A 26,910-nucleotide genomic window follows, 5' to 3' on the forward strand; every position below is an offset into this window, starting at 1 on the left:
CGCCATGTCCCACGCTGCCCGCTCAAACCTGGCCGAACGGCCAACCCTGCAGCCCGCGCCGCCGCGCACGGGCGCCGATCCCGTATAATCAGTCGTTTAAGAAACAAACAGTTGGCGCATCCCATGATGCCGCCGGTAACAGCCAGGGAACTGGCAAACCCGTCCCCCGCCCGCTATGAAAGCCGCCGAAATCCGCGAGAAATTCCTCAAGTTCTTCGAATCGAAGGGCCATACGATCGTTCGCTCGTCGAGCCTTGTGCCCGGCAACGACCCGACGCTGCTCTTTACCAATTCGGGAATGGTGCAGTTCAAAGATGTGTTCCTCGGCGCGGAATCGCGCCCGTATTCGCGTGCCACGACCGCGCAGCGCAGCGTGCGCGCCGGCGGCAAGCATAACGATCTGGAAAACGTCGGCTACACCGCGCGTCACCACACGTTCTTCGAAATGCTGGGCAACTTCTCGTTCGGCGACTATTTCAAGCGCGACGCGATCCACTACGCGTGGGAACTGCTCACGGGCGTGTACCAGCTGCCGAAAGACAAGCTGTGGGTCACCGTCTATCACGAAGACGACGAAGCGCACGACATCTGGGCGAAAGAAGTGGGCGTGCCGGTCGAGCGCATCATCCGCATCGGCGACAACAAGGGCGCGCGCTACGCGTCGGACAACTTCTGGCAAATGGCCGATGTCGGCCCGTGCGGCCCGTGCTCGGAAATCTTCTACGACCACGGCCCGGACGTTTGGGGTGGCCCGCCGGGGTCGCCCGAGGAAGACGGCGACCGCTACATCGAGATCTGGAATCTCGTGTTCATGCAGTTCAGCCGCGACGCGCAAGGCAACATGACGCCGCTGCCCAAGCAGTGCGTCGACACCGGCATGGGTCTGGAGCGGATCGCCGCCGTGCTGCAGCACGTGCACAGCAACTACGAGATCGACCTGTTCCAGGCGCTGATCAAGGCCGCCGGCCGCGAAACCGGCGTGAGCGATCTGACCAACAACTCGCTGAAGGTGATCGCCGATCACATCCGCGCGTGCTCGTTCCTGATCGTCGACGGCGTGATTCCGGGCAACGAAGGCCGCGGCTACGTGCTGCGCCGCATCGTGCGCCGCGCGATCCGCCATGGCTACAAGCTGGGCAAGAAGGGTTCGTTCTTCCATCGCATGGTGGCCGACCTCGTCGCGCAAATGGGTGACGCGTATCCGGAGCTGAAGGACGCCGAACAACGCGTGACCGACGTGCTGCGTCAGGAAGAAGAGCGCTTCTTCGAGACCATCGAACACGGCATGTCGATTCTCGAGAGCGCGTTGGCCGACCTCGAAGCGAAGGGCGGCAAGACGCTCGACGGCGAACTCGCATTCAAGCTGCACGACACGTACGGCTTCCCGCTCGATCTGACGGCGGACGTGTGCCGCGAGCGCGAAGTGACGGTCGACGAAGCCGCCTTCGACGAAGCCATGGCGCGTCAGCGCGACCAGGCTCGCGCGGCGGGCAAGTTCAAGATGGCGCAAGGCCTCGAATACTCGGGCGCGAAGACCACGTTCCACGGTTACGAAGAAATCGTCTTCGACGACGCGAAGGTAATCGCGCTGTATGTGGACGGCGCCTCGGTGAAGGAAGTGCGTGACGGCCAGCAGGCGGTCGTCGTGCTGGACCACACGCCGTTCTACGCGGAATCGGGCGGCCAGGTCGGTGACCAGGGCGTGCTGGCCAACGCGAGCGTGCGCTTCGCGGTGAGCGATACGCTGAAGGTGCAGGCCGACGTGGTCGGTCATCACGGCACGCTCGAACAGGGCACGCTGAAGGTAGGCGACGTCGTCAAGGCAGAGATCGACGCGGTGCGCCGCGCTCGCACGGCTCGCAACCACTCGGCCACGCACTTGATGCACAAAGCGTTGCGCGAAGTGCTCGGCTCGCATGTACAGCAGAAAGGCTCGCTCGTCGACGCGGACAAGACCCGTTTCGACTTCGCGCACAACGCGCCGATGACGGACGAGCAGATCCGCCGCGTCGAGGAAATCGTCAACGCCGAAGTACTGGCGAATGCACCGGGCATCGTGCGCGTCATGCCGTTCGACGAAGCGGTGAAGGGCGGCGCGATGGCGCTGTTCGGCGAGAAGTACGGCGATGAAGTGCGCGTGCTCGACCTGGGCTTCTCGCGTGAATTGTGCGGTGGTACGCACGTGCATCGCACCGGCGACATCGGTCTCTTCAAGATCGTGATGGAAGGCGGCGTGGCGGCGGGCATCCGTCGCGTGGAAGCGATCACGGGCGACAACGCCGTGCGCTTCGTGCAGGACCTCGACGCGCGCATCAACGCAGCCGCGGCTGTGTTGAAGGCGCAACCGTCGGAACTGACGCAGCGGATCACGCAGGTCCAGGACCAGGTGAAGTCGCTGGAGAAGGAACTGAGCGCGCTGAAGTCGAAGATGGCGTCGAGCCAGGGCGACGAACTGGCGGGTCAGGCGATCGAAGTCGGCGGCGTGCACGTGCTGGCCGCTACGCTCGAAGGCGCGGACGTCAAGACGCTGCGCGAAACCGTCGACAAGCTGAAGGACAAGCTGAAGAGCGCGGCGATCGTGCTGGCGTCGGTCGAAGGCGGCAAGGTGAGCCTGATCGCCGGCGTCACGGCGGACGCGAGCAAGAAGGTCAAGGCAGGTGAACTGGTCAACTTCGTGGCGCAGCAAGTCGGCGGCAAGGGCGGCGGCCGCCCGGACATGGCTCAGGCTGGCGGCACCGAGCCGGCGAATCTGCCGGCGGCGCTGGCTGGCGTCAAGGGTTGGGTCGAAGGCCAGCTTTGATTCTGATGTGATTGGGCCACGCGGGGCGCCGGAAATTTGGGCGTCTAGCGCGGCCTAAGTTTTTTTCAGAGTCAGGCGCGTCGGATTTTCAGCTAGCGCGGCGCGCCGAGCCTTGATTTTGCTGGCAGTGTTCGTTTTGACGGATACCGCAGAAGGTACAGCCAAAATTCAGACCGCACCTTCCGCGGCGGCGCTCGCAATCTCAGTCGAATTCACGGCGTCCTGCAGCACCACCAGCGCCTGCTTCAGCGCATTCAGCGCGGACGAAAAATGTCCGCGTCGCCATACCAGCAGTGTCTCGATCACGCCGATATCGGGCAGTTCATGCACCGCGATATTGCTGGCGTCGGTCTGCAAATTCAGCACCGACCGAGGCGCGACCGCAACCCCCGCGCCGGCGGCCACGCAAGCCACGATCGCGTGATACGAGCCCAGTTCCAGCACGCGCGCCGGCCTCACGCCGTGTTCCAGATACCACTTCTCGATATACGACCGGTAAGCACAACCGCGCTCGAACGCGATGAGCGTCGACAACGCGATGTCCCGAACGTCGCGAATCGGCCGATGCCCGCGCGGCGTTAGCATCACCAGCTCTTCCCGAAACACCGGCACCGACTCGAATAAATCGCTGAGCGTGGCCGGATCCAACGGCGTCGCCACCAACGCCGCATCCACTTCGAATTCACGTACCCGCTCGATAAGCTTGCCGGTCGTGCCGATCTCGAGTTCCAGCGCGACGGCAGGCCACTGCTGGTGATAACGCGCGAGCAGGGCGGGAAGACGCGTCGCGGCGACACTCTCCATCGTGCCCAAACGCAGCCGCCCGCTCGGACGGTCCTCGCGCACCGCGTGACGCGCTTCATCCGCGAGCGCGAGCAGGCGCTCGGCATACGGCAGCAGCGTCTCGCCGGCGGGCGTCAGCACGAGGCGGCGGCCGTCGCGGATGAACAGGTCGGTGCCCAGTTGTTCCTCGAGCTGCTTGATGCGCGTGGTCACGTTCGATTGCACGCGGTTGAGCTTGGCGGCGGCGCGCGTCACGCCGTTTTCCCGCACGACGGCGCGAAAAATGGTCAAAGCGGCCAGATCCATGATTCTCTCTCGGCGATGGGTGATATCCGAATTATTCATTTTTCGTGATTGAAAGGTCAAGCTAGTATGGGTGTACGCCATCTGACCCGTTGATTGCATCTATTGCCCTTGCCCATGAACGACCTCGCCTCCACCGCGCACGGCGGCCTCGCCGAACGCCACGCCGCCCGCCGCGCGGCGCTTGCCTGCATGGTCACGCTGGCCGTTGCGCTCGGCATCGGGCGATTTGCATTCACGCCGCTCTTGCCGCTGATGCTTCACGGCAATGGGTTCGGTCAGCCGCAGCTCGATATTCAGCATGGCGGCTGGCTGGCGTCGTTCAATTACGCGGGGTATTTCGTCGGCGCGGTCACGTGCGCGGCGCTGCGGATCGAGCCGGCGCGCATGGTGCGCGCGGGCCTCGCCGCGACGGTGTTGCTGACGCTGATGATGGGCGTGACGAGCCAGTTCTGGATCTGGGCGGCGGTACGGTTCATCGCGGGCGCGATTAGCGCGTGGACGTTCGTATTCGCGTCCCAGTGGGGCTTGCGGCGGCTCGCCGAACTCGGTGCGCACGGGTGGGGCGGGGTGATCTACACGGGACCGGGCGTGGGCATCGTCGGCACGGGGCTGCTGGTCAGCGTGGCGGGTGGGTACGGCGCCACGATGGGATGGCTCGGGTTCGGGCTGATTGCGGCGGTTCTGTCGGTAGTGGTTTGGCCGGTTTTTGGGGCGGCGTCCGGCGGTGGAGAAAAAAGTCGGAGCGCCCGCATGGTCGGTTCCGGTAGCGGAGACCAGGCGGGTGCTGGCACATCGAGCCAACGTGTCGCCGGCCAACCCGCCGCCACCCACGCCACCCACGCCACCCACGCCACCCACGCCACCCACGCCACCCACGCCACCCACGCCACCCACCACACCGCCACCCACCGCGCGGACGCCCTCTGGCTCATCGTCCTCTACGGCATCCCCGGTTTCGGCTACATCATCACCGCGACGTTCCTGCCTGTCATCGCGCGTCACGCGTTGCCCGGCTCAGCGTGGCCCGACCTGTTCTGGCCGATGTTCGGCGCGGCGCTCATAGTCGGCGCGCTGCTGGCGGCGCGCTTGCCGGTGCATTGGGACAACCGCACGCTGCTCGCGGGATGCTATGTGCTGCAGACGTGCGGCATCGCCCTCGGTATCGTCTGGCCGACAGCGGGCGGCTTTTCATTCGGCAGCATTCTGATCGGCCTGCCGTTCACCGCGATCACGCTGTTCGCGATGCGTGAGGCGCGGCGTCTGCGTGGCGACGACGCTGCCGGTCTGATGGGCTACGCGACGGCGGCCTACGGCGTCGGCCAGATCGTCGGCCCACTGGTTGCCGCGCCGATCGCCGAGCAGACCGGATCGTTTTCGCCGGCTCTGTGGCTGGCGGCGGGCGCGTTGCTGGTGGGCGCGGCCGGGTTGATCGTCGTCGCGCGCATCCCGCGCGGCCGGGGCCGCATGCCCGACTGCGGCTGCCACTGAGCACGTATCGCGGCGCGCACTCCCGCCGAGCGAGCAAGCTCCGGAAAACAAATAACCGAAGGCCGCACTAAAATGACCGCTTTCCCGTCATCCCAGCGCGCCCATCGCCGGACGCGCCGCCCGCCATGCAACATTTCGCGTCCGACAATTACGCCGGCATTTGTCCCGAAGCGCTCGACGCGCTGATCGCCGCCAACAACAGCGGCCACGAGCCGGCCTACGGCGACGATTCCTGGACCAACCAGGTGTGCGACCGTCTGCGCGAACTGTTCCAGACCGACTGCGAAGTGTTCTTCGTGTTCAACGGCACGGCGGCCAATTCACTGGCGCTCGCGTCGCTGTGCCAGTCGTATCACTCGGTGATTTGCCACGAACTCGCGCACATCGAAACCGACGAATGCGGCGGCCCGGAGTTCTTCTCGAACGGTTCGAAGCTGCTGACCGCGCCGGGCGTCGGCGGCAAGCTCACGCCGGATGCGATCGAAGCCGTGGTCACGCGCCGCGCCGACATCCATTATCCGAAGCCGAAAGTCGTCACGCTGACCCAGTCGACGGAAGTCGGCACGGTGTACAGCGTCGAGGAGGTGCGGGCGATCGCGGCCATCGCCAAACGGCGCCATCTGAAAGTGCACATGGACGGCGCGCGTTTCGCCAATGCGGTCGCCGCGCTGGACGTGCATCCGTCGGAGATCACGTGGCGCGCGGGCGTCGACGTGCTGTGTTTCGGCGGCACCAAGAACGGCTTGCCGGTGGGTGAAGCGGTGGTGTTCTTCGACCGCGCGCTAGCCGACGATTTCGCCTACCGCTTGAAGCAAGCCGGCCAACTGGCCTCGAAGATGCGCTTCATCTCCGCGCCCTGGCTCGGTCTCCTCGATAACGACGTGTGGTTGCGCAACGCGCGTCACGCGAACGCGATGGCGCAACTGCTGCAAACGCGGTTGCAGGAAATTCCGGGCGTGAGCATTATGTTCCCCTCAGAATCGAACGCGGTCTTCGCGCAATTGCCGGCGCAAGCCGCCAAGGCCATGCGCGCGCGTGGCTGGAAGTTCTACGAATTCATCGGCGCGGGCGGCTGCCGGCTGATGTGCGCGTGGGATACGCAGCCGGAAACCGTCGAGCGGTTCGCCGCCGAGGTGCGCGAGTTGTGCGCGGCGTGAGTGCTCGACGGGGAGTTTGCGAGATCAGCACTCGACCGAACGCGCGGAAACGGCAGCTCGGGATCGCGCCGCATCGTCCACTGTCCCGAAGCACCGATCCTCACGCCGGCTGGAATGCGATCCGCAACACGATCGCGCGCACCGAACAGGACGGAATCTGAATACCGGGCACCACGCAGCAGAAGCCACACCAATCCGCTACTGCACGCGTCTAGCCCGGCATAGTGCCGCGTCGTAAAGCGGCAAGCGCAAACCGAACGTCACACGCAGAAGCTGCAAGCCATCACACAAGACAAACGAGACGTCCTCTTCGCCATGACCGAATACCGATTTTGCCCACGCTGCGCCACGCCTTTGACCGAGCGCGCCGACGCCGAACACGAGGGCGGACGCATCCGCCAGACCTGCCCTGATCCGGCGTGCGGCTACGTCCACTGGAACAACCCGCTGCCGGTGGTGGCGGCGATCGTCGAATACGAAGGCAAGATTCTGCTGGCGCGCAATGCCGCCTGGGCGGAGGGCATGTTCGCGCTGATCACGGGCTTCCTCGAAAACGGCGAGACGCCGGAAGAGGGCATTGCCCGCGAAGTGCTCGAGGAAACCTCGCTGCGTGCGGAGACGGTCGAGCTGATCGGCGTGTACGAATTCATCCGCAAGAACGAACTGATCATCGCGTATCACGTGAAGGCGTACGGCACGATTGCGTTGTCGCCGGAATTGCTGGAGTACCGGCTGGTCGAGCCGGCCAGATTGCGGCCGTGGCGCGCGGGCACCGGCCAGGCGCTCGGCGAATGGATGCGGCGGCGCGGCCTGCCGTTCGAGTTCGTCGAAAGACCGGGGCAGTGAGCCGGCTGACCAATCCGCCGATGAGCCGCGCAGAGCGAGCAGCGCGGCGCGGCTAATATTCCTGCCTGATCATGCGCCTTCAGCGAAGGCGCTCGCAGCGCATGCCGACCGACTCGCATTGACGAAAACAACCCGCCGCACCACGTTCACGATAACGCCCGAGACGACCACGCCAGCATGAACAAACACGCATCCGCCCCGCGCAGCGCCTACCCGCATTTCCTGACGATCCCTACCCGCTGGATGGATAACGACGTCTACGGTCACGTGAACAACGTCGTCTACTACAGCTACTTCGACACCGTGGTGAACGAGTATCTGCTGCGCACCGGCGTGCTCGATTTCGAGCAGGGCGAGACGATCGGCCTCGTGGTGGAGACGCAGTGCAACTACTTCGCGCCGGTGGTGTTTCCCGACCGGATCGACGCGGGCCTGCGCGTGATACGGCTCGGCACGTCGAGCGTGCGCTATCAGGTGGGCCTCTTCAAGGAAGGCGAGGATCGACCCGCCGCGCAAGGACACTTCGTGCACGTGTATGTGAATCGTGTCACACGGCGCCCGGTGACTCTGCCCGCCGAATTGCGCGCGGCGCTCGAACCGTTGAGCGTCGCAGAACAGCCGGATTAGGCGCGTGCAGTCGTTCGTTATCAATCTGCTCAACGGCGTCAGTTACGGCCTGCTGCTGTTCATGCTGTCGGCGGGCCTGACGCTGATTTTCAGCATGCTCGGCGTGCTGAATTTCGCGCACGCGAGTTTTTACATGCTCGGCGCGTATGTTGGATTTTCGGTGGCGGCGCGCGCGGGTTTCTGGAGCGCGTTGGTCGTCGCGCCGCTCGTCGTCGGGCTGATCGGCGCAGCTCTCGAGCGTTGGCTTTTACGGCGCGTGCGCGTGCAGGGTCATCTTGCCGAGTTGCTGCTGACATTCGGCGCCGCGTATCTGCTCGGCGAGCTGGTCAAGCTCGGCTGGGGCCTGAGCCCGCTGTCCGCGACCGTGCCCGCCGTGCTCGACGGGCCGCTCTTCACCGTCTACGGCGCGGCGTTCGCTCGCTACCGCGCGTTCATGATGGCGGTGTCGCTCGCCATGCTTGCCGTGCTGTTCGCGGTGCTGCGCGTGTCGAAGGCGGGGCTGATCGTGCGCGCCGCGCTCACGCACGCGAGCGCCGTCGAAGCGCTAGGCCACAACGTGCCGCGCGTGTTCACCGGCGTGTTCGCGGCCGGCACGGCGCTCGCCGCGCTGGCCGGCGTGATCGGCGCGCCGCTCTTCGTGATCGAACCGGGGATGGCGGAGTCGCTCGGCTCGATCGTGTTCGTGGTGGTCGTGATCGGCGGGCTGGGCTCGCTGGGTGGAGCGTTGGCGGCGTCGCTGCTGGTCGGTTGCGTGCAGACGCTGGCCGTGGCGAGCAATGTGTCGCTGGGCGACGTGCTCACGATCTTTGGCGCCACGCTCCCCGTCGAATGGGACGCGTTGACGCTCGCGCAACTCGCGCCGCTGATTCCGTATCTGCTGCTGGTGGCGATGCTGGCGCTGCGCCCGCGCGGCCTGTTCGGACGGCGCGACGATCATGCGTGAAGCCGATGCATCGCCAGAGAAATCCGTAATGGCATGCGCGCCGCGTGCGCTGTGGCGCGTGCTCGCGCCGTGGCTTGCGTTGATTCTGTTCCTCGCCGTACCGCCTTTCGTCTGGCCGCAAAGCTGGCTGCTCGCCTATCTCGCGCAGACCGCGACGATGATCGTGTTCGCGCTTTCATACAACCTGCTGCTCGGCGAGACGGGGCTGCTGTCGTTCGGTCATGCCGCTTACTCGGGCCTGGGCGCGCTGGTGGCCGCGCAGGTGTTCAACCGGATCGGCGTGCCGCTCGCGCTGCTGCCGCTGGTCGGCGGAATTGGCGGTGCGCTGTGCGGCGTGCTGCTCGGTTTCATTTCGACGCGGCGCGCCGGCACGGCCTTCGCGATGATCACGCTCGGTCTCGGCGAACTCGTGGCGGCCGCGGCGTGGACGCTGCCCGACTGGTTCGGCGGCGAGGCGGGCGTGGCGATCGATCGCGCGAGCGGCGTGCCGCTGGGAAGCTTGAGCTTCGGCCCGGCGCGCGAGGCTTATGCGCTGATCGCCGTGTGGTGCCTGCTCGCATGCACCGCGATGTTCGCGCTTTCGCGCACGCCTTTCATGCGCCTTGCCAATGCGGTGCGCGACAACCCCGTGCGGGCCGCGGCGATCGGCTGCTACCCGCGTCGCATTCGCTACGGCGTCGTGGTGATGTCGGCGTTTTTCGCGGGTATCGCGGGGACGTTGGCGCTGATCAACGTGGAGCTGGTGTCGACGGAAAGCGTCGGCACGATGCGCTCGGGCGCCGTGTTGATCGCCACGGTGATCGGCGGCACGGCGGCGTTTTTCGGGCCGGTCGCGGGCGCCGTCGTTCTGACGTTTTTCAGCGTTGCGGTCGCGAGCGTCACGCGAGCCTGGCTGTTTTATCTGGGGCTGTTCTTCATCGTGGTCGTGGTGATGTCGCCGGACGGATTGGCGGGCTTCGCGCGGCGTTTTATGGCGCGGGTGGCCGCGCATGGCTGGCGCCGGTGCGGGGCTGCGTATTGGTGGGGCACGGTTGCCGCATTGCTGTGGAGCGTGGCCGCCGTGCTCGCCGTGCAATGGGCCTACGCGGTCCAATTCGGTGCGGGTGATGGCGCGGTGTTCAATGTGCCAGGCGTGCCCTCGTGGATTATCGCGTCGCCGGTTTATTTCGGCGCGACGGTCTTTGTGCTGGCCGCATTGGGCGGACTGGCCGCGCATTACGCGAGGCGCGCGCAAGCGTTGCTCGCCACCCCGCGCTCAAGCGCCACGCCCACCGCCGGAGCCTCACGATGATCCCCGCGCTCGCGCTCTACGGCATCGAAAAACGCTTCGGCTCGACTCGGATTCTGCGCGGCGTCGATCTCGCGATCCAGCCGGGCGAGCGTCACGCGCTGATCGGTCCGAACGGCGCGGGCAAGTCGACGCTCTTCAATCTGATCGCAGGCGGCGCGCGGCCGAGCGCGGGGCGCATCGATCTGTTCGGTGCCGAGATCACGCGGCTCGCGCCGGCCGCGATCACGCGTCGCGGACTCGCGCGCAGCTTCCAGAGCACCAGCGTGTTCGCGCGGCTCAGCGTGTTCGACAACCTGCGCTGCGCTGCGATGCTGGCTGAGCGTGACCGCACGCGCTGGTGGCAGCGTTTCAGCGGCTCGCCAACGGTCGACGCGCGCGCCGCCCAAGTGCTCGACGCGGTAGGCTTGAGCGAGCGCCGCCACGTTCAGGCCGGCACGCTCAGCTATGCCGAGCAGCGCGCGCTCGATCTCGGCATCGCGCTCGCGGGCGGCGCGCATACCTTGCTGCTCGACGAGCCGACGGCCGGCATGAACCGCGCGGAAGCGGCGCGCACCATCGAGCTGATTCGCGAGACCACGGCGGGCCGCACGCTGTTGATGGTCGAGCACGACATGGACGCGGTTTTCGCGATCGCCGATCGCATTTCGGTGCTCGTGCAAGGACGCATCATCGCGAGCGGCACGCCGGCGGCGACACGCGCGGACGAGACAGTGCGCGCCGCCTATCTCGGCGAAGGGTTCGGCACATGAGCGCCTTGCTCGAAATTCGCGCGCTGAACGCGTGGTACGGCGCGAGCCAGGCGCTGCACGGCGTCACGCTCAGCATCGAAGCGGGCGAAGTGCTGGCGCTGGTCGGCCGTAACGGCTCGGGCCGCTCGACGCTCGCACGCGCGATCATGGGTCTCGTGCGCAGCGAAGGCGAGTTGCGTTTCGCGGGCCGCCCGCTCGGCGGTCTGCGTACCTTCGAGATCGCGCGTCTCGGACTCGGCTATGTGCCCGAACATCGCGATGTATTTCCGACGCTGAGCGTGCACGAGAATCTGCAACTCGGCGTCGCCCCACGGGATCGCGGCCGCGCGCCGCGCTTCACCTTCGACGATGCCTACGCGCTTTTCCCCGTGTTGCACGAACGAAAGCGCACGCGCGCAGGCTCGCTCTCTGGCGGCGAGCAGCAGATGCTGACACTCGCTCGCGCGCTCCTTGGCGACCCCGATCTGCTCGTTATCGACGAACCCGGCGAGGGTCTCGCGAGCCTCGTGATGGAGCAGGTCGCGCAATGCTTGCGGACCTTGCGCGATCGCGGCGTGGCGATGCTGCTGATCGAGCAGCGTCTCGTGATTGCGCAGGACATCGCCAGCCGCGTCGCGGTGATGGGGCACGGCGAAATCGTGTTCGACGGCGCGCTCGCGTCGTTCGTGCAGCGGGCGGACGTGATGCGGGAATGGCTTGGCGTCGGTTGATCGATTCACGTGCGCTAGCGGCGTTTTATTGCAGCGCCGCATCGTGATAGGTGCTCGCTTTGCTGTCGTTGCCGCATGCCGCTCACGTCGAACGAGTCTGACAATCGCGCTGGGCGTTCGAACCGCGCTGATCGTGCCGTTTGAAACCCATTCGCCAATGCTCGGCTTAAGCCCACGGCACGCGGTTCTCCGCTCGCCCGCCGCAACGATTCAAACGCTTGATCGTTTGGTGAGCGTCCTCCAGAAATCTTGTCGGCAGCGCACTGACAAATAAAGACAATCGGGTAAAAGGCTCGCGCCGGCGGCTTGTTGTTTAAAGCCGCCGTATGCGCGACGAACCATGTCGTGCCCGGCGCGCGAAAAATGCGCCACGGCTTCAGGAGGAGACATCATGAGACAGAGACGCGGATTGCATGCGGCGTCGGCGAACGATCCGCGGACGACGACGTACTCGCTGCAAGATCTGAAGTCGAAGCACGCGTGGTGGTATACGCCGATCTGCGCGGGCGCCACGCTGTTGACGGCCGCGCTGCTGATGTCCGCCTGCGCCGATGCGTCAAGCAACGAAGCCAGCACCACCGACCGCCGCGCGAACGCCACGACATCGCCGGACGCCGCGCTTGCCGCTCAACCCGCGTCGTCGACGCGACCCGCACTCGAACTCGCCAAGGCCAGACAACTCGCCGTGGAGCAAGGCATCGCCGCGCGCGTGCCGTCGGCGAGCGGAATGAGCGAGAAGCGCAGCCGTCCGCTGACGCTGCGTGATTCCGGTATCGACGGCTCGCTGATGTTCGCGCGCGACGTCGACTTTCGCGTGACCGGCGACATCGGCTTCATGATTCACGACATGGCGGCGACACTGAGCCCGGCGCGTCCCGGCCAGCCGATCGTATTCGACGATCCGACCAGCGTGACGATCAACGTCCACCGCGGCCATGTGACGCTCGACACCGCGAAGCTCACGGCGATCTTCAACCGTTATCTATTCCAGTATCAGGGCTCGCCGCTACGCAACATGCGCGTAGTGCCTCAGGACGGCGGCAATCTGCGCATTACCGGCGAAATGCATCGCGAGACGTGGGTGCCGATCGTGCTGAGCGGATCGCTGTCGATGCGCAACGCCGACGAACTCGTCTTTCACGCCGATCACGTCGAAGTGGCCGGTGTCGGCGCAGACAAACTGATGCAGGCCGCGCACGTGAAGATGGCCGACCTGCTGAAAGTGGACACGCCGATCGCGCGTCTGGAGGGCGACGACGTCGTGATGCAAGTGGCCAAACTGACGCCGCCGCCCGCGTTGCATATGACCATCACGCAGATCGAGACGAGCGCCGCGGGCGTGCGCTTCACGCTCGACGACCGTAGCGTGCCGAACATCGTCTGGCCCGCGACGATGCCCGCGCGCGGCATGCTGGTGCAAGGCGGCGACGTGAAGTTCATGCGCTCGATGCCGATGAACATCGACATGGCGCTCACGCCGGTCGACGGCAAAGCGCCGTTCGTGCTGGACCTGTACCACTATCGCGAGCAGATGGCGGCCGGCTATTTCACCTTCGACGAAGCGGGCGCGCTCGACGTGCATCTGCCGTCATATACGACGCTAGCCAGCGCGGACAAAGACACGCCGTTGCAAACAGGCAGCGCGAGTGCGCGCTTTAACGACAGCTTCATTCGCGCGCAGCAGGCGGCGCTCGCGCAGGCGCGGCTCGTGTGGCAACACGCGCCGCAGACAATGCGGACCGCCGCGGTGGCGCGCGCGATTCCAGTCGGCACGCGCGCGGCATTCTCAGGGCAAAGCATGGCGACGCCGGGTTCGGCTTTAAACGACGAGCGTCATTCGTCAGGCCCCGCGCCGTTGATTCATGTCGAGAATGTCGACTTCTACGTGTCGGGGCGCATCGGTTTTCATGTGCGTACGCTGGACGCGCAGATGGTGCCGAAAAAACCGGGACAACCGGTCGATCTGGACGATCCCGATCAGTACGATATCCGCATCATCAGCGGCGAAGTTGTGGAGCCGTGGCCCGCGATGGCGGCGCTTTTCAACGACTATCTGCTCGACTACGAGCCGCGCTCGCTGAACGATTTGCAGTTGAAGCCGGTGGACGGCAAGCTGGAAGTGAGCGGCGGCATCAAGTTATGGAATCACTTTCCTGGTGTCTGGCTGCCGACCACGATGAGCGGTACGATCGTCGCCAAAGACGAGCGGCATCTCGTGTATGAGCCGACGTCGGTGAAGGTGCTCGGCGTGCCGCAGGCCGGTTTGCTGCGCGCGTTGGATATTCCGCTCGCGTCGCTCACGCCGTTCACGCGCAAGGGCGTGGCGCTCAAGGGCAATGAGCTGGTGTTCGATCAGTACACCGTGTTTCCGCCGCCGGTTTTACAAGGGCGTCTCGCCAGCGCGACGGTCACCGACGAAGGTCTCGTGCTGAAGTTCAAGCGCGACGGCAACGTCGCCGCCGCGCGGCCGCCCGCGGGCGCGGGCAAGAGCTTCGTCTGGATCGAGTCCGGCGACGTGAAGATGTTCAACTCGCTGGTGACGAATACGCGCACCTTCATCAAGGACAGTTCGAACCCCGGCGTGATGAAGTTCGATCTGTACGGTTATCGCAAGGACGTATCGAAGGGAACGGTCAAGATGGGCGAAGACGGCGGCCTGGATGTCGATCTGGCCGTTAGAAAATAGCCTGTGCGGTGCTTCCCGAAAGCACCGCACAGGCTGCTACATCAAGCATCCTTATTGATGATCCATTCGTGCGCCGGGTCGTTGCGGAAATGCCAGACCCGCTGTCCGCCCGCCATCGCGTTCAGATAATACGAGTCGTACCCATACGGTACGATCACCGGATGATAGCCACGCGGCACCATCACGACGTCGTGATTCTCGACGGCCATCGACTCGTCGATGTCGCGCATGTCGGTGTACACGCGTTGAAACGCAAACCCTTGCGGCGGATCGAGCCGGTGATAGTAAGTCTCTTCGAGCGAGCTCTCGTGCGGGACGTTGTCGGTGTCGTGCTTGTGCGGTGGGTAGCTCGAAGCGTGTCCGCCAGGCGTCCTGACTTCCACCACCAACAACGACTCCGCCGGCTCGGTCTGCGGAAGAATATCGCATACGTATCGCGTATTCAGCCCTTTGCCGCGTGTCGAGCGTTTCATCGAACCCGGCTCGATCAACCTCGCCGGTAATTCCCCTTTGGCCGGTGCGCTCGCCACGCCGATCTCGGCATCGCGGCAAGCGCGTACCGTGATCCGCACGTTCGGCGGCAGATAGACCGCATACGGCGCGGCGTCTTCGAACACGCTGTCGCGCGAACCCAGCGAACTCCATTTGGTGTCCGCGGTTTCGATATCCACTGCGCCCGTAAGCACGACGATGCACACTTCACGCGACGATTCGAACACGTGCACAACTTCGTTCTCACCCAATCGATAAGCGGCAAAACCGACATAACGCCAGCACGCCGACTGCGGTGTCACTCGCGCGATCGTCTGGCCTTCGCGCTGCGCCTTCACCAATAAACTCATGCTGCCTCCTGCACTGTGCCGTCGAGCGGCGCATCGACCAGCGCGCGCAACGTCTTGTAGCCTTTCTGCGCGTATTCGAACGATGGCGCCACGACCGGATCCTGTTCGGCTTCCACTACCAGCCAGCCGCAATAACCGTGCCGCTTCAGGCGCTCGATGATCGCGGGGAAATTCACCGCGCCGTCGCCCGGCACCGTGAAGGCGCCGGCGATGACGGCGTCGAGAAAACTCCAGTTGCGATTGCGCGCGAGCTTCATGACGGCGGGGCGCACGTCCTTGCAATGCACGTGGCAAACGCGCCCGATATGTTTGTCGAGCACCGCGAGCGGATCGCCGCCCGCAAACGTGATGTGTCCCGCGTCGAACAGCAGGCCGACGGCGTCGCTGGTGCGCGCCATCAGTTGATCGACATCGGCCGGCGTCTCGACATAAGCGCCCATGTGGTGATGATAGGCGAGCCGCACGCCGCGGCTTAACGTATAACGCGCGAATTCATCGACACGGGCCGCATATTCGGCCCATTGCTTCTCGCTGAAAAAACGCGGGCGTTGGTAAAGGGGTTGCGCTGCGCCCTGAATCGAATCGGCGACCTCGCCGTACACCATGGCCGTCGCGCCGTTTTGCGCAAGCAACTCCAGATGTGGGCCGACCTCCGCGATTTCTTCCTCGACGCTGCGTCGCGCGAGGCGTCCGGAATACCAGCCGGAAACCAGCGCGAGATCGTATTGCGCGAGCAGCGTCTTCAACGCCTGGGGCTCGCGCGGAAACTTGTTGCCGAGTTCGAAGCCTTGATAGCCGATCTCGCGGCCTTCCGTCAGTGCCACTTCGAGCGGCGTTTCGCCGCCGAGCGAAGGCAGATCGTCGTTCATCCACGAAAGCGGATTGATGCCGATATGTACGTCGAAAGCAGTCATGCGGGCGTCCTCATTCGTTGTCGGCCGAGCCGGTGTTCTGCGCGGAGCCGGCCGGTTCGGCGCGGGCCGCGAGTTGCGTTTCGTATTTCGAGCGCGCGTCGCGAACCGTGGGGCGCGTCGAGACTTCCGGCACCGCCACTTCCCACCACCAGCCGCCATCGTCGGTGGTGCGGGCGGGATCGGTATCGATGCTGATGACGTAAGTGCGATCCGCCGCGCGGGCGCGTTCCAAAGCTGCTTCGAGTTCAGCGACATTCGCCGCATGTTCGGCGTGCGCGCCAAGCGCACGCGCATGCGCGGCGAAATCGATCTTGGGCGCGCCGAGCGGTCCCTGCATGCAGTTCTCGAGAAGATTGTTGAACGGCGCGCCGCCGCACGCCTGCTGCAAGCGGTTGATGCAGCCGTAGCCGCGATTGTCGAGCACCACGACGATCAGTTTCGCGCCGATCATCACCGAGGTCGCGATCTCGCTGTTCATCATCAGATAGCTGCCGTCGCCGACCATCACGATCACTTCACGCGCGGGCCGCGCGAGCTTCACGCCGAGCCCGCCGGCAATCTCGTAGCCCATGCACGAGTAGCCATACTCGACGTGATACGCGCCCGGCTTACCGGCGCGCCACAGCTTGTGCAATTCGGCGGGCAGGGTGCCGGCCGCGCAGACGACGATATCGTTCGCGGGTGAACTGGCGCTCGAACGCTGCACGGCGCCGATTACGTCGCCCTCGTAAGGCAGCACGGTATCGCGCTGCGGCGCATGCGTGAGCGAGCTCACCGTATCGCGCCAGCTTGCCGCGAGTTTGTGCGCGCGCGCGGTCCACGTGCGGTCCGCATGCCAGCCTTGCAGCGGTTCGGCGAGCGCTTCGAGCGCAAGGTGCGCGTCGGCTTCGACCACTTGCGCGCGATGCTTGAGACCGTCGAACGCATTCGCGTTGATGGCGATCACGTCGGCTTGCGTGAACAAGGTGTTCGAGCCGGTCGTGAAGTCCTGCAAGCGCGTGCCGATGGCCAGCACGCAATCGGCGTCGTGCGCGAGCGCGTTTGCTGCGGGCGAGCCCGTCACGCCCAGCGCGCCCGCGTTCAGCGGATCGTTCCACGCGAGCGCGCCTTTGCCGGCCTGTGTTTCCGCGACCGGAACGCCGTGCGTGGTGGCGAAACGGTGCAGCGCGTCGGTTGCGCGGCCGTAGAGCACGCCGCCGCCCGCGACGATCAACGGCCGCTTCGCATGACGCAGACGCGCGATCGCGGCTTCGATTTCATCGACGCGCGGCGCGGGCGAATAAAACGTGACGATGCGCGGTTTGAAGAAGTCGACGGGGAAATCCCATGCCTGCGCCTGCACGTCTTGCGGCAACGCGAGCGTGACAGGCCCGCACAAGGCGGCGTCGGTCAGCACGCGCAACGCGCGCGGCAACGCAGTCAGCAATTGCGCCGGATGCACGATGCGATCGAAGTAGCGCGACACGGGTTTGAACGCGTCGTTGGCGGAGACGCCGCCGTCCTGGAAGTCTTCGACTTGCTGCAACACCGGATCGGGCGCGCGCGAGGTGAAGATGTCGCCGGGCAGCAGCAACACCGGCAAACGGTTCACATGAGCGAGCGCCGCCGCCGTCACGAGGTTGGTGGCGCCCGGTCCGATCGACGTCGTGACGGCCATCATGCGGCGGCGGAAATGCGCCTTCGCATAGGCGATCGCGCTATGCGCCATCGCCTGTTCGTTGTGGGCCCGCAGAGTGGGCAACTCTTCGCGGTGCTGATACAGCGCCTCGCCGATCCCCGCCACGTTGCCGTGGCCGAAGATGGCGAACACGCCGCCGAACAGCGGCTCGGTGCCTTCGCCGTCTTCCGTCGCGACGCGTTGCGCGGCGAGATAGCGGACCAGTGCCTGCGCGGTCGTCAGGCGCACCGTGCCACCCGTGCGCGTGCTGGCGTGGCTGGCGTCGTTGGCGGACGCCGCGTCGTGATGCACTACGCGCTGATTCATGCGGCTTGCTCCTGATGGACAGGGTTCGGCGCGCTGGGCTGCGCGGCGCTTGCGCCACGCGTTGCACGCCATGAAGCGATCAGTGTTTCAAAGGTGCGGCGCACGCGCGCGATCAACTCGTCGTCGCCGATTTCTCCGGCGAGCCACGCATGGCTCGGCTCGTGGAAGATCGTGCGTCCGACCGTGAAGCCGCGGCACGTTGCCGATTGCGCGGCCGCGCGGAAGCCCTCGTCCAACTGCTCGACGGCCGCCGACAAACCGAGCAGCACCACGCCGCGGCAATACGGATCGCGCTCGGCGATCAGCGCGTCGACGTCGCGCCACTGCGCGGCGTCCATCGGTTCGAGCTTCCACCACTCGGGATAGATGCCGATGTTGTACAGCCGCTTTAACGCGCGATACACGGTGTCCGGCGCTTGCGGCAAATGCGCGTGTTTCGGCGGGATCACTTCGAGCAGCAATTCATGGCCGCTCGCTTGCGTCGCGTCGTAGAGCGCGCGCAGTTGCGCTTCCTGTTCGAGACGCTGCTCGATGGGTTCGTCCGGATGGAACTGCACGAGGCACTTGACGATATGTTCCTGCGGCCACGGAATCAGCGTGGTGCCGATTGAACGGCCGTGATCGAACACGAGCGGCACCGAGCCCGGCAATTCCACCGGCCGGCCGATCCACCAGCCGCGGCCGGTAGCCGCGTTCAGCGCGTCCTGGCCATAACGGTCGTCGATCAGCACGCCGATGCGGTTCTGCAAACCCAACGCGCTTTCGGTTTGCGCGACGGCTTCGACGAACAGGCCCTTCAGACGCGCAATGCGCGCTTCGTCGGCGCCGGTTTGCTGCGCGAGTTCGAAGAACTGGTTGCGATGGTCGAAGGCAAAACCGAGCACTTCGTCCCATTGTTTGCGGGCCGGCGAGACGCGATGCAGACGTGCGAGCGTTGCGTCGCGATCCGGGCGGCGCATGCGCTGCGGATCCGCTTTCGCTTCGCGCAGGAAGTAGTCGAGTTCGGCCGGCGTCGGCATGGCCGGCGCGCAGCCGTGGCGCGAGACGACCAGCGCGCCGCTCGCGTTTGCAATGCGCGCGCAGGCTTCGAGCGGCTGATCGCGCAGCCATCCGGAGAGAAAGCCCGAGGCGAACGCATCGCCCGCGCCGAGCACGTTCAGCACTTCGACTTCTACGCCGCCGTGAATCGGCAGATCGTCGAGGGAGGCGGGCACCGCGCCGTCGATGATCTGGCAGCCCATCGGTCCGCGTTTCAACACCAGTGTGGCCGGCGTGACGGCGCGCACCATCGCGAGTGCGTCGACCAGCTCGGTCTTGCCGCCGGCAATGCGGAATTCCTCTTCGGTGCCGATCACCAGATCGAACAGCGGCAGAATGCGCTGCAAATGCGCGGTGACGCCTTTGCTCGCGACGAAGCGCGTTTCACCGTCCGCTTTACCGGTGAGGCCCCACAACACCGGGCGATAGTCGATGTCGAGCACGGTGCGCACCTGGTTGCGACGCGCGTAATCCAGCGCGCGGCGGCTCGTGCGGTTCACCTGTTCGGTGGAGAAATGCGTGCCGGTAATCAACAGCGCTTTCGACGACGCAATGTAGGCCTCGTCGAAATCCGCTTCGTCGACCGCCATGTCCGCGCAGTTCTCGCGGTAGAAGATCAGCGGGAAAGTATCGCGGTCTTTCAGGCCGAGCAGCACGAGGGCGGTCAGGCGCTCCTGATCGATGCGCACGTGGCTGACGTCGCAGCCTTCCCTGGTGAGCGTCTCGGTGAGAAAACGGCCCATGTGATCGTTGCCGACGCGCGCCAGCATCGACGACGCGAGGCCTAGCCGTGCGCAGCCGAACGCGATATTCGCCGACGATCCGCCGAGATACTTCGCGAAGCTCGACACGTCTTCGAGTCGCGCGCCGACTTGCTGCGCGTACAGATCGACGGCGAGGCGGCCGAGACAGACGATATCGCGGCTGCGGCCCGGCGCGAAGCGGCTGCCGGTGGCCGGAGCCGATGCGGACGCGATGCCGCTGGATGTGCTGGAATGATCCATGAAGTTTCCTGAATAGCTAAGCGCGGCGGCCGGCGCGACTGCGCCGAGCCGTCGCGCGAATGAATCAGATCGTCGCGCCTTCGAGTTCGCCGATCATCTTCTGCATCTCGGCGCCGCCGGCCATCATGTCGAGCACTTCGTCCTTGCTGATGGTTTCCTTGGTGAACGTGCCGAGCGATTTGCCGCGATTGAGCACCGTGAACGAATCGCCGATCGGATACGCGTGGTGCACGTTGTGCGTGATGAAGATCACCGAGATGCCCTTGGCGCGCGCCTTGTGAATCAGCTTGAGCACGTTGAAGCTCTGCTTCACGCCGAGCGCGGCGGTCGGCTCGTCGAGAATCAGCACGCGCGCGCCGAAGTGAATCGCCCGCGCGATCGCCAGACACTGTTTCTCGCCGCCGGACATGGTGCCGATCGGCTGATGCGCGTCGCGCACGTTGATGCCCATTTCGGCGAGCTTGTCACGCGCGGTGGTGGCGCTGGTTTCGAGATCCATCACGCTCAGGAAGCCGAACAACTTCTTTTGCGGCTCGCGTCCCATGAAGAAGTTGCGCGCCACGGAGAGCAGCGGCACTAGCGCGAGATCCTGATACACGGTGGCGATGCCGAGATCGAGCGCATCTTTCGGCGACTCGAACAGCACTGGCTTGCCGTCCACCAGATACTGTCCGGAAGAGGGCTGATGCACGCCGGCAAGCGTTTTGATCAGCGTCGACTTGCCCGCGCCGTTGTCGCCGAGCAGGCAGTGCACTTCGCCGCGTTTCAGGCGCAAAGTCACGCCGCTTAGCGCGATGACTTTGCCGAAGTATTTGTTGACGTTTTCCAATGCGAGGATCACGTCTTCCTGTGGCGCGGCTGCGGTCGCGTTTGCGTTCGATTCAGGCGAGGCGTTCGCCGCGGTATTCATATCGGACATGTTCGTCTCCTTCTTACGCCTGCGAGACGCGGCGGCGCACATAGTGATTGAACAGCACGGCGATCAAGAGCATCACGCCGAGGAACACGCGGAACCAGTCGGAACTGACGTTGGTGTAGGTGATACCGATCTGCACGACGCCGAAGATCAACGCACCGAAACACGCGCCGACCACCGAACCATAACCACCCGTGAGCAAGGTGCCGCCGATCACCGCGGCGATGATCGCTTCGAATTCTTTCTGCAGGCCACGATCCGCAGCAGCCGAGCCGATGTCGCACACTTGCAGCACCGCGAACAGGCACGAGCAGAACGCGGTCAGCACGAACAGCGAAATCTTGACGCGACGCACCGGCACGCCGACATTCTTGGCCGCGTTGGCGTCGCCGCCTACCGCGAGAATCCAGTTGCCCGCGCGCGTTTTTGCCAGCACGAACGCGCACACCGCCGCGAGTCCGAGCCACCACAGAATTACCTTGGGAATGCCCGGCACGAGCGCGTGGCCGTTATCGAGCATGGTGCCGATGCCGTGGCGCGCGAGCATCGTGAACAGACCGTTCAGCGCGACGCCGTGAAACAGCGTATTCGCGAACCAGTCCTGCTGCGCGAGGTCGCCGACACCGGAGACGATGGTGCGGTCCGCGAACATGATCGAGAGCGCGAGCGTGAGGCCGCGCAGGATGAATAGAAACGCGAGCGTGACGATGAACGACGGCAGGCGCGTACGCATCACCAGATAGCCGTTCAGCGCGCCGAGCAGCATGGAACCGGCGAACGCGAAGAGGATCGCGAGCGAAATCGGCCAGTGAAAATACACCGAGGGAATCGCGACCATCATGCCGGAGAAACCGATCATCGAGCCGATGGAGAGATCGAACTCGCCGGCGATCATCAACAGACAGGCGCCCACGGCGAGAATGCCGAGATACGCGGAGACCTGCGACCAGTTCATCACGCCGTCGAGGTTGAACATGCCGGAGTTGCCGGCTGTCAGCGCGAAAACGAGAAACACCAGCACCGCGCCGGAAATCGCGGCGAATTCGGGGCGATTCAGCACGTGGCCGAATCGGGATTCCTTGCGCAGCCGTTCATCCGAATCGGGCAGCGAGGGCGCTGCTTCGCCGGTATTCGTCTTGACGTGCGGTGGGAAGTGTTTGCCGGCTACACCCATGATGTCTCCTTGGAGCCCGGCCGTGTGCGGCTCGCACGCGAGGATGCGTGGCGAGAACGACAGCCGGTGAAATGCGCGGTGGCGGCGGGCGGCCCGCTGCGGATCGAAAGCGGTGCCCGCCGTGCGCGTGACTAGCTAAAGAAAAGAATCAGCGATACTGCCCTGCGTACTTGATGACCTTGTCGAGGTTTTCCTTGGTGATGAAACCCGGGCCCGAGCGAATGTTCTTCGGCCCATAGGAAGGTGCGAGGCCGTAGGTTGCGAGCCGTTCCTTGAACTTCGGATTGGCTTCGAGAATCTGGCGGATCTTCGCGGGATCGGTGGTGTGTTCTTTCTTCACGATCGCCAGCACGGCCACGGGGATATAGCCCTGCAGGTACGGCTGCTGATCGATCGCGAACTGGATGGTGCCGTTCTGGATCGCCTTGGCGATGTCGTCGGAGAAGTCGAACGTGCAGAAGTAGATCTTGCCCGCCAGACCCATTTGCGTGACCGCTTTCAGCGTGGCCGAAGCCGGGGTCGGTCCGAGCGTCAGGATCGCCCCGGTGTTCGGGTGGTTACGCAAATACGCGCTGACCTTCGACTGGATTTCGGTCGGATCCTGGCCGGAGTCGATGGTGGACGACTTGTAGTCGACGCCGATCGCTTCAGCAAAACCACGGCAACGGTCGAACGACACGGTGTTGGTAGCGAGGTGATTCACGCACAGGAACGACTTCACGCCCGCCGCCTTGGCTTTCTCACCGGCTGCCTTGCCCGCGACATATTCGGGCTGACCCACGTGCATGATCGCGCCGAGTTGGGCGCTCTGTTCCTCAGTGCCCGAGTTGATCGTAACGAGCGGGATCTTCTTCGCCGTCACCTTGTTGATCGAGCTTTTCAGCACATCGAAATCGGCGATGGTGACGATCACGCCGTCGTAGTTGCGCGCGGCGGCCTGTTCGACCAGACGCGCCATGTCGGCGATGTCGCCGTTCGGCGGATTGCGATAGTCAGTCTCGACGTTGAAGTCCTCGTCGGCCTGTTTGATGGCGTTCTTGATGGTGTTCCACCACGAATCCGAATCCGGCGCGTGGCTGATCAGCACGAAGTGCGCGTCAGCCGCGCGGGCGGCCGAGGCCGCGCCGAATCCCGTCGCCAACGTCAATGCCGTCACCAGAATCCTGAGCGTAGCCTTGCCCTTGCAAAGTCTCATTGTCTCCACCTTTCTCGGTATGTCGTTTTTGAAGGGAGCGTCTGGCGGGCGGCTTTGCATCCGCGTACAAACCCGGGTGTTTCCACCAAAGCACCATCGCTCACGACCAAGATTAGGCGATCTTCAAAGACGTTGCAATGGAAATTTCATTACAAATAAAAATGGAAAATACGTTCCATTTGACTGGCCTGCTGCCTATAATCGGCAGCGTCAGGAGGCCGTGTGGCGGCGGTTTGAGGCCGCTGCCGCACTGCAATAAAGCACCCGAGAGAGAGCCATGGCGGAAGACAGTACCGAGGAATTGCCCAGCGTCGAAGAATTGATGCAGCGCATCGCGGAAAACTACGACGCGTTGCCGCGTCAGTTGAAGAATGTCGCGACGTATATCGAGCAGCATCGATCGAGCGTGATGGTGGACCGCACCAGCGACATCGCCGCGAGCTGCGGCGTGCATCCGTCCGCCGTGGTGCGGTTTGCGCAGCGCTTCGGCTTTTCCGGCTTCTCCGATCTGCAGGCGGTTTTTCGCCAGGCTTACACGGGGCAGGGCAGTTCGTCGCCGAGTTATCAGCAGCGCATTCGCAAGCTGATCGACGAGAAGCCGGGCGCGCTGTCCGGCGGTTCGGTGGCGCGCGAATTCATCGCGGCCTCGCGCGGCGGTCTGGAAGAACTCGAAGCGGGCCTCGACGACAAGGAGTTCGACGCCGCGGTGAAGATGCTGCAACAGGCCGACAACATCTACGTGATCGGCGTGCGGCGCTCGTTTCCGGTGGCGAGCTATATCGTCTACGCGCTGCAGCACACGCCTAAGCGCGTACACCTGGTGTCGGGTTTCGGCGGCATGTACCGCGAACAGATTCGTAGTGTGAAGAAGGGCGATGTGGTGATCGCGATCAGCTTCGCGCCCTATGGCAAGGAAACGCAGTATTGCTTGCGAGTCGCGCATCATCATCAGGCCAAGACGCTGGTTATTACGGATAGCCAACTATCTCCGCTCGCGCGTTATGCCAGCACGCAACTGTATGTGAAAGAGGGCAGCGCGTTCGCGTTCCGCTCGCTGACCAGCACGATCTGTTTGTGCCAGGCGTTGTTCATCGCGCTCGCGTACAAGCTCGAATTGAATGTTGAAGAATCCAAAGACACTGGAGGATACGATGACTGATGGGGCAAAGACGATCGACGTGGCGGTGTTCGGCGCGGGGCGTATCGGCAAGATTCATGCGGCGAATCTCGCGCGGCAGCCGGGCGTGCGCCTGAAGTACGTGGTCGACGTGAATCGTGAGGCGGCCGCGGCGCTCGCCGCGGCGCACGGTGCGCAGGTCGCCGATATCGACGGCGCGATGGGCGATGCGTCGATCGGCGCGACCGTGATCTGTTCGAGCACCGACACGCATGCCGATCTGATCATGCAATCCGCCGCGCAGAAGAAGCATGTGTTCTGCGAGAAGCCGGTCGATCTCACGCTGGAGCGCGCTCGGGCTTGTGCGGATGCGGTGGAGCGCGCGGGCGTGGTGTGCATGATCGGCTTTCAGCGGCGCTTCGATCCGACCTTCTCGGCGTTGAAGGCGCGGCTCGATGCCGGTGAGATCGGCACGCCGGAAATGCTGGTGGTGACGAGCCGCGATCCGGGCGCGCCGCCGGTCGAGTACATCAAGCATTCCGGCGGTATTTTCAAGGACATGCTGATTCATGACTTCGACATCTTCCGCTGGATTCTCGACGATGAGGCCGACACGCTGCACGCCACCGGCAGTTGTTTGAGCGACCCGGCGATTGCGGAGGCAGGCGATATCGATTCGACCGCCGTCACGATCCGCACGAAGCGCGGCCGCCTGTGCCAGATCAATACCGCGCGCCGTGCCGCGTACGGCTACGACCAGCGTTTCGAAGTACTGGGCAGTCACGGCATGTTGCAAGCGGGCAATGTGCGGCCCACGGAAGTCACGGCTTATTCGAAAACCGAGGTGTCGAGCGACGTGCCTGAAGCGTTTTTCCTCGAACGCTACCGCGCGGCTTACGCGCATGAGATCGCGCATTTCTTCGATGCGGTGACGCATGGCAAGGCGGTGCGCACGACCGTCGCCGACGGTTTGAAGGCGCTCGAACTGGCTGAAGCCGCGACCCGGTCGTGGCGCGAGGGCCGCGCGGTCAAACTCGGCGAGGCCTCGTGATGACGGCCGCCGCGGCGCGGGTTCGTGTGGGCGTGGTCGGCCTCGGGCGTCTCGGCAAGCGGCACGCGGAGAATCTGGCGTATCGCGTGCCGGGCGCGTCGCTCGTGGCCGCCTGCAGTCCGGTGGAAGAAGAGCGGGCGTGGGCGCGGGAAGCGTTGCCCGCGCCGCGTCTGTACGAGGATTATGCGGAGCTGCTGGCTGACCGCGAGGTGGATGCGGTGTGGCTTGTCACGCCGTCTTCGTTGCACGCGCGGCAGATTGTCGATGCGTTGCGGGCCGGCAAGCATGTGTTCTGCGAGAAGCCGTTGTCGCTCGATCTCGCCGAGTGCGAGGGGGTGCTGGCCGAGGCCGCGCGCTATCCGCATTTGCAGGCCACGATTGGTTTCATGCGGCGCTTCGATCCGAGCTATAAGGACGCGTTCGACAAGATCGAAGCCGGCAAGATCGGCCGGCCGTTTCTGGTGCGCTCGCAGACCGCGGATCAGAACGATAGCGATGGTTTTTTCGTGCGTTTTGCGGCGACCTCAGGCGGGATCTTTCTCGATTGCACGGTGCACGATATCGATGTCGCGCGCTGGCTGCTCGGGCGACCGCGCGCGAAACGCGTCTTTGCCGCGGGGGCCGCGGTGATGCATGAAGGGCTGCGTGAGTTCGGCGATGTCGATAACGGTGTCGCCATCTGCGAGTTCGAGGGCGGCAAGCTGGCCATGTTTTACGCGTCGCGGACGCAGGCGCATGGCAATGACACGCATAGCGAGGTGATCGGCACGGCCGGCGCGCTGGCGATTGGGCGTAATCCGCGGGCGAATCGGGTCGAGATTTATGATGCGACCGGGATTCGGAACGAGTGCACGGCGAATTTTTTTGACCGGTTCGAGGATGCGTTTTTGTTTGAGGCGCGGGCGTTTGTTGCGGCTGTGCGGGGTGGGGTGGATTCTGCTGCTGCGCAGACGGGGGCCTCGCTTGCTGATGCGTTGGAGGCTACGCGGATTGGGGTGGCGTTGCGGGAGTCTTTGTTGAAGGGGGAGGCTGTTGTGTTGTAGGGTTTTTTTTGCCTGCGCGGCGGGGTGGGATTGTGTTTTTTGGGGTGTTGGGCTTTTCTTGAATCCGTGGAGGTTTGGGTTGCTTGCGGTGTTGGCCTTTCCTTGAGTTCTTTGTGGTGTATTAGCGTTGCCCCTGTGCGGGGCGGCACCTACTTTCTTTGCTTGCCGCAAAGAAAGTAGGCAAAGAAAGCGGCTTCACACCGCCAGCTTATAAGCGGGTCCCCAGGCTTGGAGGGGGCAGTGGCG

General features: G+C 64.5%; 21 protein-coding genes. 13 read left to right on the plus strand and 8 right to left on the minus strand.

Going from position 1 to position 26,910, the window contains the following annotated elements; all coding sequences use genetic code 11:
- Positions 1–175 precede the first annotated feature (175 nt).
- Positions 176–2,800, plus strand: a complete 2,625-nt coding sequence (gene alaS / locus PQR54_RS31955) for an alanine--tRNA ligase (RefSeq protein ID WP_408252747.1) — start codon at positions 176–178, stop codon at positions 2,798–2,800.
- A gap of 168 nt (positions 2,801–2,968) precedes the next feature.
- On the opposite strand, the gene PQR54_RS31960 is transcribed toward alaS, so the two are convergent.
- A complete protein-coding gene (locus PQR54_RS31960) occupies positions 2,969–3,889 on the minus strand; it encodes a LysR family transcriptional regulator (RefSeq protein ID WP_408252749.1) in 921 nt (306 codons plus the stop codon).
- 114 nt (positions 3,890–4,003) lie between these two features.
- On the opposite strand from PQR54_RS31960, the gene PQR54_RS31965 reads away from it, so the two are divergent.
- The 9 genes from PQR54_RS31965 to PQR54_RS32005 all read left to right on the plus strand — a co-directional run bounded on the left by PQR54_RS31965 (position 4,004) and on the right by PQR54_RS32005 (position 14,386).
- Positions 4,004–5,377 (plus strand): YbfB/YjiJ family MFS transporter, encoded by a 1,374-nt coding sequence (locus tag PQR54_RS31965; RefSeq protein ID WP_408252751.1) that lies wholly within the window; start codon positions 4,004–4,006, stop codon positions 5,375–5,377.
- 125 nt (positions 5,378–5,502) lie between these two features.
- Complete coding sequence (locus PQR54_RS31970; RefSeq protein ID WP_408252753.1) at positions 5,503–6,534, plus strand: threonine aldolase family protein; 1,032 nt, start codon at positions 5,503–5,505, stop codon at positions 6,532–6,534.
- Between the two features lie 315 nt (positions 6,535–6,849).
- Positions 6,850–7,380, plus strand: a complete 531-nt coding sequence (locus PQR54_RS31975) for an NUDIX domain-containing protein (RefSeq protein ID WP_408252755.1) — start codon at positions 6,850–6,852, stop codon at positions 7,378–7,380.
- 177 nt (positions 7,381–7,557) lie between these two features.
- On the plus strand, positions 7,558–8,007 hold the full coding sequence (locus PQR54_RS31980) for an acyl-CoA thioesterase (protein WP_408252757.1): 450 nt from the start codon (positions 7,558–7,560) through the stop codon (positions 8,005–8,007).
- 4 nt (positions 8,008–8,011) lie between these two features.
- Positions 8,012–8,950, plus strand: a complete 939-nt coding sequence (locus PQR54_RS31985) for a branched-chain amino acid ABC transporter permease (protein ID WP_408252759.1) — start codon at positions 8,012–8,014, stop codon at positions 8,948–8,950.
- Positions 8,943–10,241: a branched-chain amino acid ABC transporter permease gene (locus PQR54_RS31990; protein ID WP_408252761.1), complete on the plus strand. Its 1,299-nt coding sequence runs from the start codon at positions 8,943–8,945 to the stop codon at positions 10,239–10,241. Before PQR54_RS31985 ends, PQR54_RS31990 begins: the two co-directional genes overlap by 8 nt.
- Positions 10,238–10,990, plus strand: a complete 753-nt coding sequence (locus tag PQR54_RS31995) for an ABC transporter ATP-binding protein (RefSeq protein ID WP_408252763.1) — start codon at positions 10,238–10,240, stop codon at positions 10,988–10,990. The genes PQR54_RS31990 and PQR54_RS31995 overlap by 4 nt, the downstream gene beginning before the upstream one ends.
- Positions 10,987–11,700: an ABC transporter ATP-binding protein gene (locus PQR54_RS32000; RefSeq protein WP_408252765.1), complete on the plus strand. Its 714-nt coding sequence runs from the start codon at positions 10,987–10,989 to the stop codon at positions 11,698–11,700. Before PQR54_RS31995 ends, PQR54_RS32000 begins: the two co-directional genes overlap by 4 nt.
- Positions 11,701–12,091: 391 nt before the next feature.
- Complete coding sequence (locus PQR54_RS32005) at positions 12,092–14,386, plus strand: hypothetical protein (protein WP_408252767.1); 2,295 nt, start codon at positions 12,092–12,094, stop codon at positions 14,384–14,386.
- A 41-nt stretch (positions 14,387–14,427) separates the two neighbouring features.
- Here PQR54_RS32005 and iolB read toward each other — a convergent pair whose 3' ends face one another.
- The 7 genes from iolB to PQR54_RS32040 all read right to left on the minus strand — a co-directional run bounded on the left by iolB (position 14,428) and on the right by PQR54_RS32040 (position 23,453).
- Positions 14,428–15,228: a 5-deoxy-glucuronate isomerase gene (gene iolB, locus PQR54_RS32010; protein WP_408252769.1), complete on the minus strand. Its 801-nt coding sequence runs from the start codon at positions 15,226–15,228 to the stop codon at positions 14,428–14,430.
- Complete coding sequence (gene iolE / locus PQR54_RS32015; protein ID WP_408252771.1) at positions 15,225–16,142, minus strand: myo-inosose-2 dehydratase; 918 nt, start codon at positions 16,140–16,142, stop codon at positions 15,225–15,227. Before iolE ends, iolB begins: the two co-directional genes overlap by 4 nt.
- A gap of 10 nt (positions 16,143–16,152) precedes the next feature.
- A complete protein-coding gene (gene iolD, locus PQR54_RS32020) occupies positions 16,153–18,126 on the minus strand; it encodes a 3D-(3,5/4)-trihydroxycyclohexane-1,2-dione acylhydrolase (decyclizing) (RefSeq protein WP_408252773.1) in 1,974 nt (657 codons plus the stop codon).
- Positions 18,123–20,168: a bifunctional 5-dehydro-2-deoxygluconokinase/5-dehydro-2-deoxyphosphogluconate aldolase gene (locus PQR54_RS32025; protein WP_408252775.1), complete on the minus strand. Its 2,046-nt coding sequence runs from the start codon at positions 20,166–20,168 to the stop codon at positions 18,123–18,125. Before PQR54_RS32025 ends, iolD begins: the two co-directional genes overlap by 4 nt.
- A 64-nt stretch (positions 20,169–20,232) precedes the next feature.
- Positions 20,233–21,087, minus strand: coding sequence for an ATP-binding cassette domain-containing protein (locus PQR54_RS32030; RefSeq protein ID WP_408252777.1), 855 nt, complete (start codon positions 21,085–21,087; stop codon positions 20,233–20,235).
- 13 nt (positions 21,088–21,100) lie between these two features.
- A complete protein-coding gene (locus PQR54_RS32035) occupies positions 21,101–22,258 on the minus strand; it encodes an ABC transporter permease (RefSeq protein ID WP_012433789.1) in 1,158 nt (385 codons plus the stop codon).
- 148 nt (positions 22,259–22,406) lie between these two features.
- Positions 22,407–23,453 (minus strand): sugar ABC transporter substrate-binding protein, encoded by a 1,047-nt coding sequence (locus tag PQR54_RS32040; RefSeq protein ID WP_116139875.1) that lies wholly within the window; start codon positions 23,451–23,453, stop codon positions 22,407–22,409.
- Positions 23,454–23,730: 277 nt separating this feature from the next.
- On the opposite strand from PQR54_RS32040, the gene PQR54_RS32045 reads away from it, so the two are divergent.
- The 3 genes from PQR54_RS32045 to PQR54_RS32055 are packed head-to-tail and all read left to right on the plus strand — an operon-like array spanning position 23,731 to position 26,664.
- Positions 23,731–24,612 (plus strand): MurR/RpiR family transcriptional regulator, encoded by an 882-nt coding sequence (locus PQR54_RS32045; protein ID WP_408252780.1) that lies wholly within the window; start codon positions 23,731–23,733, stop codon positions 24,610–24,612.
- Complete coding sequence (gene iolG, locus PQR54_RS32050; RefSeq protein ID WP_408252782.1) at positions 24,605–25,621, plus strand: inositol 2-dehydrogenase; 1,017 nt, start codon at positions 24,605–24,607, stop codon at positions 25,619–25,621. Before PQR54_RS32045 ends, iolG begins: the two co-directional genes overlap by 8 nt.
- On the plus strand, positions 25,621–26,664 hold the full coding sequence (locus tag PQR54_RS32055; protein WP_408252792.1) for a Gfo/Idh/MocA family oxidoreductase: 1,044 nt from the start codon (positions 25,621–25,623) through the stop codon (positions 26,662–26,664). The genes iolG and PQR54_RS32055 overlap by 1 nt, the downstream gene beginning before the upstream one ends.
- Positions 26,665–26,910: the final 246 nt, after the last annotated feature.

It is taken from the genome of Paraburkholderia phytofirmans, from assembly GCF_046028095.1.
GTDB lineage: Bacteria > Pseudomonadota > Gammaproteobacteria > Burkholderiales > Burkholderiaceae > Paraburkholderia > Paraburkholderia phytofirmans_A.